Annotated in this window: 10 protein-coding genes, 1 tRNA gene and 1 pseudogene; 6 read left to right on the top strand and 6 right to left on the bottom strand. The window is 30.2% G+C overall.

Annotation, left to right across the window (positions count from 1 at the left end; all coding sequences use genetic code 11):
* The 6 genes and pseudogenes from AJN69_RS05835 to AJN69_RS05815 form a co-directional block, all read left to right on the top strand.
* The coding region (locus AJN69_RS05835; protein WP_070287961.1) for an RloG protein at positions 1–747 on the top strand (747 nt) is incomplete at its 5' end.
* 14 nt (positions 748–761) lie between these two features.
* Entirely contained in the window at positions 762–1,004 is a 243-nt protein-coding gene (locus tag AJN69_RS05830; RefSeq protein WP_070287959.1) for a helix-turn-helix transcriptional regulator, read from the top strand.
* Between the two features lie 203 nt (positions 1,005–1,207).
* On the top strand, positions 1,208–1,366 hold the full coding sequence (locus AJN69_RS10090) for a hypothetical protein (RefSeq protein ID WP_180365761.1): 159 nt from the start codon (positions 1,208–1,210) through the stop codon (positions 1,364–1,366).
* 143 nt (positions 1,367–1,509) lie between these two features.
* The gene (locus AJN69_RS05825) at positions 1,510–2,184 is read left to right on the top strand and encodes an antirepressor (protein ID WP_070248390.1); all 675 of its coding nucleotides are present in this window, start codon (positions 1,510–1,512) and stop codon (positions 2,182–2,184) included.
* A gap of 1 nt (position 2,185) precedes the next feature.
* Positions 2,186–2,729: pseudogene (locus AJN69_RS05820) on the top strand (pentapeptide repeat-containing protein).
* Positions 2,722–2,940, top strand: a complete 219-nt coding sequence (locus AJN69_RS05815) for an AlpA family transcriptional regulator (protein WP_070273998.1) — start codon at positions 2,722–2,724, stop codon at positions 2,938–2,940. The pseudogene AJN69_RS05820 and the gene AJN69_RS05815 overlap by 8 nt, the downstream one beginning before the upstream one ends.
* Here the strand turns inward: AJN69_RS05815 and AJN69_RS10375 are convergent.
* The 6 genes from AJN69_RS10375 to rpsL form a co-directional block, all read right to left on the bottom strand.
* Complete coding sequence (locus AJN69_RS10375) at positions 2,888–3,544, bottom strand: site-specific integrase (protein WP_250578764.1); 657 nt, start codon at positions 3,542–3,544, stop codon at positions 2,888–2,890. The two genes, AJN69_RS05815 and AJN69_RS10375, sit on opposite strands and share 53 nt — an antisense overlap.
* A 162-nt stretch (positions 3,545–3,706) precedes the next feature.
* Positions 3,707–4,195, bottom strand: a complete 489-nt coding sequence (locus tag AJN69_RS10370; protein WP_250537506.1) for an Arm DNA-binding domain-containing protein — start codon at positions 4,193–4,195, stop codon at positions 3,707–3,709.
* 76 nt (positions 4,196–4,271) lie between these two features.
* Positions 4,272–4,348 (bottom strand) — tRNA-Arg (locus AJN69_RS05805).
* A 28-nt stretch (positions 4,349–4,376) separates the two neighbouring features.
* Positions 4,377–6,452, bottom strand: coding sequence for an elongation factor G (fusA, locus tag AJN69_RS05800; protein ID WP_053872511.1), 2,076 nt, complete (start codon positions 6,450–6,452; stop codon positions 4,377–4,379).
* A 12-nt stretch (positions 6,453–6,464) separates the two neighbouring features.
* Complete coding sequence (rpsG, locus tag AJN69_RS05795; protein WP_002779471.1) at positions 6,465–6,935, bottom strand: 30S ribosomal protein S7; 471 nt, start codon at positions 6,933–6,935, stop codon at positions 6,465–6,467.
* 69 nt (positions 6,936–7,004) lie between these two features.
* Positions 7,005–7,391 carry a 30S ribosomal protein S12 gene (gene rpsL, locus AJN69_RS05790; RefSeq protein WP_002782934.1) on the bottom strand — a complete coding sequence of 129 codons (387 nt, stop codon included), beginning with the start codon at positions 7,389–7,391 and terminating at the stop codon, positions 7,005–7,007.
* Between the last annotated feature and the right edge of the window lie 79 nt (positions 7,392–7,470).

Here is a 7,470-nt window from a genome sequence, read left to right as displayed (position 1 = left end):
ATTGTTAATTTTAAAATAAAAATTATCCATGAAGAAAACATAGAACTTGGGATAATGGCTAATTCTTTGTTAAGTTTTCAAAAATTAATGGATAGTTTTATATCAAAAGAGCACGGTATAACACAAAGTAAAATTTTTTTAGAAAAAGTTGAAACTGGCAGTGATATATATTCTTTGGTTTTTGAAATAGCAGGAGAAGTTTTGCCTATTATTGCACCTATTCAAGCATTAAATGAATTTATAGAACTTATTATATCTTTTAAAAATATCAAATCAAAAAGTATAGAAGAAATAGAAGAAAATCCGCATTTTACTAAGTATAATGCCAATAATTTAAAAAATATATTTGCACCCGTTACTATAAATCAAAATACTTTTTTTATCAATCATAAAGGTGAAGAACTTTTGAGAATAAATAGTGATGAAGCTGAGCTTATTTATGAAAATGCTAATTACATTTGCGAAAAAAAGGAAATTGAATATCAAAAGATACATGAAAATGCTTTGATAACGATGTATAAAACTACAAATAAAATAGACAATAAAACAAAACATAAGGCAAAGTGCGATGCTTTAAGTCCTTATGCGGTTGATGTTAGTTTTAGTGATGAGAAAATAGCCGAAGAAGTTTTGAAAAATCCTTATGGATTTAATTTTTTAGTAGATTTAGAGTATTATAAAAACGATAAAAATAAAATCATTTTATATAGAATTTTTAACATAAAAGATAAAATATTTTTAGAATAAAAGAAAGGAGTAGCATGGCAGAAGAGAAAGAAAACATTGTTAAAAGAGTTTGTAAAGAGTTAAATATCACACAAAAGGAGTTAAGCGAGATTTTGGGGGTGCATCTTACTACTATTCAAAAATGGGTAGCTAATGATAATGATTTGCCTTTACAAGCTAAAAAATCTTTAAATTTGGTATTAGAAAATCATCGTTTAAAAACAAGACTTAAAATACTTGATGAGTTTGTAAGATTATTTAAAGAGCTTCAAAAATAAGCATTTAAAGGTGTAAAGAAATTCTTTATACCTTTAAAATACAGAAAATTTATATATTTATTTTTAAAAAATATATATATTTTCTATAAAATATATTGACTTTTATATAATATTTATGTATAATTACTCTAAGAATACAGAATAATTCTGTAATGTTCTTTTAAAGTAAGAGTGTTTTAAGTTAGTTTTGTTAAAATTTGACTATGTTAGAGTTACTTAAGAACATAGGACTTGGCTTATTTGTCAATGGTAATTATACTTTACTTAGTGGCAACATCACACTAAATAACACTTATATAGTGTTTGGCAGTGTGGCACTTATGGCACTTAGTATTTATGCAGATAGAAAGGAGAAAAAATGAGCGGCGAATATATAATCAGTGGATTTTTAACAATTTGCCTTATTATTGCTTCTTATGAGGCTTACAAAGCTTATAAAAAGGTAAAAAAACAACACTAAACTTATAAAACACTCTTGCTTTTAAATTAAAAAGCAAGAGTAATTATGCAAACTTTAACCCCAAAAACAATTTTTTTAAATACAGAAGTTGCAATATCTTATGAAACTTCAAAACAAAACATAAATAGCACTAAAAACTATCACGCTGATGAGCTCATAGAAAATATACACTATTTCTATGATTATGAGCAAACCAAAGGCGGAAGACAAAGAGTAATCAAATGGACCTTAGAAGGTGTTTATATGCTAGGCTTTTTTATAAAAAGTCCTAAGGCTAAAGAATACCGCAAAAAAGTAGCTAAGCTTTTAAGAGAGCAAACACAGGCTAGATTTAAAACCCTAAGCGATGAAAATCTAAGGCTTAATTCTTTAAATCATCATCAAAAAATAGGTTATAAATCTCAATTAAAACAACAAAAGGAACATTATGAAAACAAAATCAAAGCCCTAAAATACGACTTAGAAAATAAAAAGGAGTTAAGCTTTAAAAGAAAGCTTAGCAAGGAAGAATTACTAGAGCTTAGAAAAATACTAGCTAAGGATTATAATATGCTTTGCTTTAAAGAATGGGAATTTGAATTTTTAGCTGAAAAAATAGCATTAGAAAGTACAAAAATAACAACTTGGGATGCTGTTGTTAAGAAGCTAAAACAAACTCTTGATTATTGGCAAAATTATGATGAATACGAAGAAAAATGGAAAAAAATATTAAGGAGATGAGATGGGAATTTTAAAAAGACTTGATGAAACTATCATTATCAAAGATGATAGAAAAAATGAAAAAGAATTAGTTGAGTATTGCATTTTAGAAGGTATTTCTTTAAATGATGCAAACTTAGAAAATCTAAATTTAAGTGGTTTGGATTTTGATAATGTATTTATAAATGGTGCTAGTTTTAAAAACGCTAATTTAAATGATATTTCAAGCAAGAATGCATCTTTTATCGATTGCGATTTTAGTGTGGCAAGTTTCCATTTTTGTAATTTTCTAAGAACAGAATTTGAAAATTGTATATTTGAAAATGTAGATCTTAGGGATTGTATAGGAGATATGAAAAATATCTTTAGTGTTGTCTTTGATACCTATGTTATGACTTTTACAAAAAACCATAATGAATTTAGGTTATGATACTAAAACAATAAAAGAATGGCGTAATTTAAGCGTTGATAATTTAGAAGATGAAGAATAAAAATGGCTTTGGAGTTATTACAAGGATACTATTTTTGAAATTATAGATAAAAGATTAGGAATTGAAAATGGTTAAAAAATATTTTAGAGAAAAAGAATTGAGCGAATATTTAGGAGTTAGTATAACATCATTATTTAGGTTAAGACAAGATGGTAAAATACCTTACATTCGCATAGGAAAATCCATAAGATATGAAATAAAAGAAATAGAAAATGGCTTAAAGCTAAAAGACATTAAAAGCAAAACTCACAAAGAGAATTTAAGTAATTTCCATACCATTGCATAAGTTTTACTCTTAAATCAATTGCCTTGGCTCTGTTGTAAGCCCTTTCTATTTCATTGCCGCTTATATGATGCAATATCATTTCTGCTATATCTTTACTAATACCTTGCTGAATTAACTCATTGCTTTTATTAGTATAAACACTTCTAAAAGTAGAACGATATCCATGTATAGTGTGCTCTAAATTATAAAATTTAAAAAATCTTACAGCAAAATTCTCGCTAATAGTTCCATTATTATTAGCGAAAATATACTTTTTATCTCCATTTAAAATTCTTTGTATATCTAGTATCTTTAAAGCATATTTATTTAAAGGGATAATATTATCACCATTAGTTCTTACTTTCATTTCATCTGCTTTTATAATCCAAAGATTGTTTTCAAAGTCAATATCACTCCATTTAGCAAATCGAATATTTTTACTTCTTTGTGCTGTTAAAAGCGTAAAATAAATTGCATTAATTACAGTTGTATTTGTCCGTGGATGATTTTTATATTCTTTCATACATTCTAACATATTTTTTATTTCTTGTTCTTCTACTATAGCTTTAAAATGTTTAACTTTATTGTGATTTGCTTCATTGTAAAATTTCTTTAAATCTTTCAATTGAAGTATTATATCTGTTTTTAAGTCACCTCTTTGTCTACTAATCTCAAATATCCTACATAGCAAAGATATATTTTTATTTATTGTTTCGTATATTCCTTTTTTCTGCATTAAATCATAAATAGGTAGAAAATCATCTTTTTTCAATTCATTTATATCTTTTTATCCCAAAGTTGGAATAATATATTTTTTAAAAATTGACTGTTCTTTTTTGATTGTAGCTGAATTTAATTTTTTAGATTTTATATCAACATAAAGAAAATTTGCTTTTTCAAGTATCATAATCTTATCATTTTTGCCGATAAATTTTCCATCATACATTGATTTTAAAAGATCTTTTGCTTTTTCTCTTGCATTTGTAACATTTAAAACACCTTTTTGGCATTCCCCTATTGTTATAAAATTTTTAAATTTTGAAGCTCTTAAATAAAAAACTTTTTTACCCGTTGGATTAACTCGGACATATAATTCTTTTGGTTCTCCTACGCTAATCATATACCTTTTATCTTTTATTTCTAAATTGTCTATATCTTTTTGAGTTAGCATTAAAAAAACTTTTTTTAGTATTTTTGTAGCCAGAATTAGCTTTTTTACTTTGGCTACATAAATGGCTACAGAATTATAAGAAAAAATAGAAAAAATTTCAATCATAATGAAAAATTTTAATGTAGAAAAGTTGTTAAAATAGTGTATTTTGTATCTTAATATTACTTAATGAATTACTACTTGGTGTCCACGGCGAGATTCGAACTCACGGCCTCAAAATTAGGAATTTTGCGCTCTATCCTGCTGAGCTACGAGGACAGAAAGCGGGAAAAATCCCGCTAAAAATTTAACCGTTTCTTTTTTTGATGATTTCATCCGCAACATTTTTAGGAACTTCATCATAGTGATCAAATTCCATAGAATAAGTCGCACGACCTTGAGTTTGACTTCTAAGATCAGTTGAATAACCAAACATTTCAGCCAAAGGACAAAATGCTGTGATGATTTTATTTCCACCACGCTCATCCATGCTATTTACTTGACCACGACGTTTGTTAAGATCGCCAATAACATCACCCATGTAATCTTCAGGAGTTTCTACTTCGACTTTCATCATAGGCTCTAAGATCACAGCGCCTGCTTTTCTAGCACCTTCTTTAAAGCCCATAGAAGCAGCAAGTTTAAACGCCATCTCAGATGAATCCACTTCGTGATAACTTCCATCATAAACAGTTACTTTAACATCTTCTACAGGATAACCTGCTAAAACACCATTTTGTAATGCTTCTTGAACACCTTTATCAACTGCAGGAATGTATTCTTTTGGAATCACCCCACCTTTGATATCATTAACAAATTCATATCCACTACCTGGCTCAAGTGGTTCAAGGCGTAAGAATACATGTCCATACTGACCACGACCACCTGATTGTTTAGCGTATTTGTATTCTTGTTCAACAGCTTTTCTAATAGTTTCACGATAAGCAACTTGTGGTTGACCTACTTCAGCTTCAACTTTAAATTCACGAAGCATTCTATCAACGATAATTTCAAGGTGTAACTCACCCATACCTGAAATAATAGTTTGACCACTTTCTTCATCTGTAGAAACTCTAAAACTTGGATCTTCTTGTGCTAATTTATTTAAAGCAATAGACATTTTTTCTTGATCAGCTTTAGTTTTTGGCTCAACTGCAACAGAAATAACTGGATCTGGAAAATCCATTCTTTCAAGGATTACCTTATCTTTTTCACTTGCAAGAGTATCCCCTGTTAAAGTATCTTTAAGTCCTACAACAGCACCAATTTCTCCTGCGTAAAGCACTTTAATCTCTTCTCTTTTGTTAGAGTGCATTTTTAACAAACGACCAATTCTTTCTTTTTTATCTTTAGTTGAGTTATAAGCATAAGAACCGCTTTCTAAACAACCGCGATAAACACGCACGAAAGTAAGTTGTCCTACAAATGGATCTGTCATGATTTTAAATGCAAGTCCTGCAAACTCGCCATCATCGGTTGATTTTACAGAAACTTCTGTGCCATCTTCATATTCACCCTTGATATTTGCCACTTCATCAGGAGCTGGTAAATAAGCCACAACAGCATCAAGTAAAGGCTGAACCCCTTTATTTTTAAACGCTGTACCGCAAAGCATAGGAACGATAGAAAGACTTAAACATCCTGCTTTAATCCCTGTTTTAATCTCTTCAAGGCTTAATTCTTCTCCGCCTAAATATTTTTCCATCAACTCATCTGAAGTTTCAGAAACTGCTTCTATCATTTTTGTACGATATTCTTCTGCCTTTTCTTTAAGTTCAGCTGGAATTTCTTTTTCTACATAATCAGTTGGCTTAGTATCATCTTCCCAAACTAAAGCTTTCATAGTTACAAGATCGATTACGCCTTTAAAATTATCCTCAGCACCAATTGGAATTTGAAGTGGAACTGGATTAGCTTTTAAACGGTTGCGAATTTGATCTTCTACATTGTAAAAATTTGCACCGATTCTATCCATTTTGTTTACAAATACTATTCTTGGAACACCGTATTTATTTGCTTGTCTCCAAACTGTTTCACTTTGAGGTTGCACCCCACCCACTGAACAAAATACCGCAACAGCACCATCAAGAACACGCATAGATCTTTCAACTTCAATTGTAAAATCAACGTGGCCTGGAGTGTCAATAAGGTTGATTTGATGGTCTTTCCAAAAACAAGTTGTAGCCGCAGAAGTGATAGTAATCCCACGCTCTTTCTCTTGTTCCATCCAGTCCATAGTTGCAGCACCATCATGAACTTCACCGATTTTATGACTCATGCCTGTAAAGAAAAGAATTCTTTCAGATGTAGTCGTTTTACCCGCATCGATGTGAGCAGCAATACCGATATTTCTAACTTTTTTTAAAGGAGTACTTCTTGACATACACACTCCTTCTTACCAACGATAGTGAGCAAATGCTTTATTTGCTTCAGCCATTTTATAAGTATCTTCTTTCTTCTTAAATGAAGCACCTTTGCTATTAGCAGCATCTAAAAGCTCAGCTGCAAGTTTATCAATCATAGTTCTTTCACTTCTTTTTCTTGCAAAAGAAATAATCCAACGAATCGCCAAAGCTTGTTGTCTAGCAGGGCGAACTTCTACTGGAACTTGATAGGTTGCACCACCTACACGACGAGATTTCACTTCTAATAAAGGCTTGATATTTTCAATCGCATCATTAAAAATATCAATACCTTTTTTCTCGCCACCTTTTTTATCAATAGCTTCTAAAGCACCATACATAATTGTTGTAGCTGTGCTTTTTTTACCATCATACATTAAAGAATTAATAAATTTTGTGATTACTTTATTACCATAAATCGGATCAGGCAAGACTTCTCTTACCGGAGCTTTTCTTCTTCTCATTATTTTTCCTTCAAATTTTAAATTTTACTCAAACAAAATCAAATCTAACGGATTTGTCTGTATGAATGATTATTTTGCAGCGCCTGCTTTAGGGCGTTTAGCACCATATTTAGAACGAGAAACTGTTCTTTTTGCAACACCTGCTGTATCAAGAGCACCACGAACGATGTGATATTTAACCCCTGGTAAGTCTTTTACCCTACCGCCACGCACTAAAACAATGCTGTGTTCTTGCAAGTTATGACCTTCACCGCCGATATAGCTGATCACTTCAAAGCCACTAGTAAGTCTTACTTTGGCAACTTTTCTTAACGCTGAGTTTGGTTTTTTAGGTGTTGTAGTATAAACCCTAGTGCAAACTCCCCTTCTTTGTGGACAATTTTTAAGCGCTGGAGATTTAGATTTTTCTAAAACTTTTTTGCGCTCTTTTCTAACCAATTGATTTATGGTAGGCACAATAATTCCTTTCTTTAAAAATGTAATAAACTTTGGATGATATCTAATTTTTGCTTATAATTTAGTTAAAAAATATTTA

The organism is Campylobacter sp. BCW_4338 (assembly GCF_001763255.1).
In the GTDB taxonomy this organism is placed as follows: Bacteria; Campylobacterota; Campylobacteria; order Campylobacterales; family Campylobacteraceae; genus Campylobacter_D; species Campylobacter_D jejuni.
Note: the sequence above shows the minus strand (reverse complement) of the source record. Positions and strands in the feature narration are given on the sequence as shown.

Excerpts from the sequence above, each read along its gene's own strand:
- AJN69_RS10090 (WP_180365761.1), top strand. The coding sequence starts at position 1,208 with ATGTTAGAGTTACTTAAGAACATAGGACTTGGCTTATTTGTCAATGGT.
- rpsG (WP_002779471.1), bottom strand. The coding sequence starts at position 6,935 with ATGAGAAGAAGAAAAGCTCCGGTAAGAGAAGTCTTGCCTGATCCGATT.
- AJN69_RS10370 (WP_250537506.1), bottom strand. The coding sequence starts at position 4,195 with ATGATTGAAATTTTTTCTATTTTTTCTTATAATTCTGTAGCCATTTAT.
- AJN69_RS05825 (WP_070248390.1), top strand. The coding sequence starts at position 1,510 with ATGCAAACTTTAACCCCAAAAACAATTTTTTTAAATACAGAAGTTGCA.
- AJN69_RS05830 (WP_070287959.1), top strand. The coding sequence starts at position 762 with ATGGCAGAAGAGAAAGAAAACATTGTTAAAAGAGTTTGTAAAGAGTTA.
- fusA (WP_053872511.1), bottom strand. The coding sequence starts at position 6,452 with ATGTCAAGAAGTACTCCTTTAAAAAAAGTTAGAAATATCGGTATTGCT.
- AJN69_RS05815 (WP_070273998.1), top strand. The coding sequence starts at position 2,722 with ATGGTTAAAAAATATTTTAGAGAAAAAGAATTGAGCGAATATTTAGGA.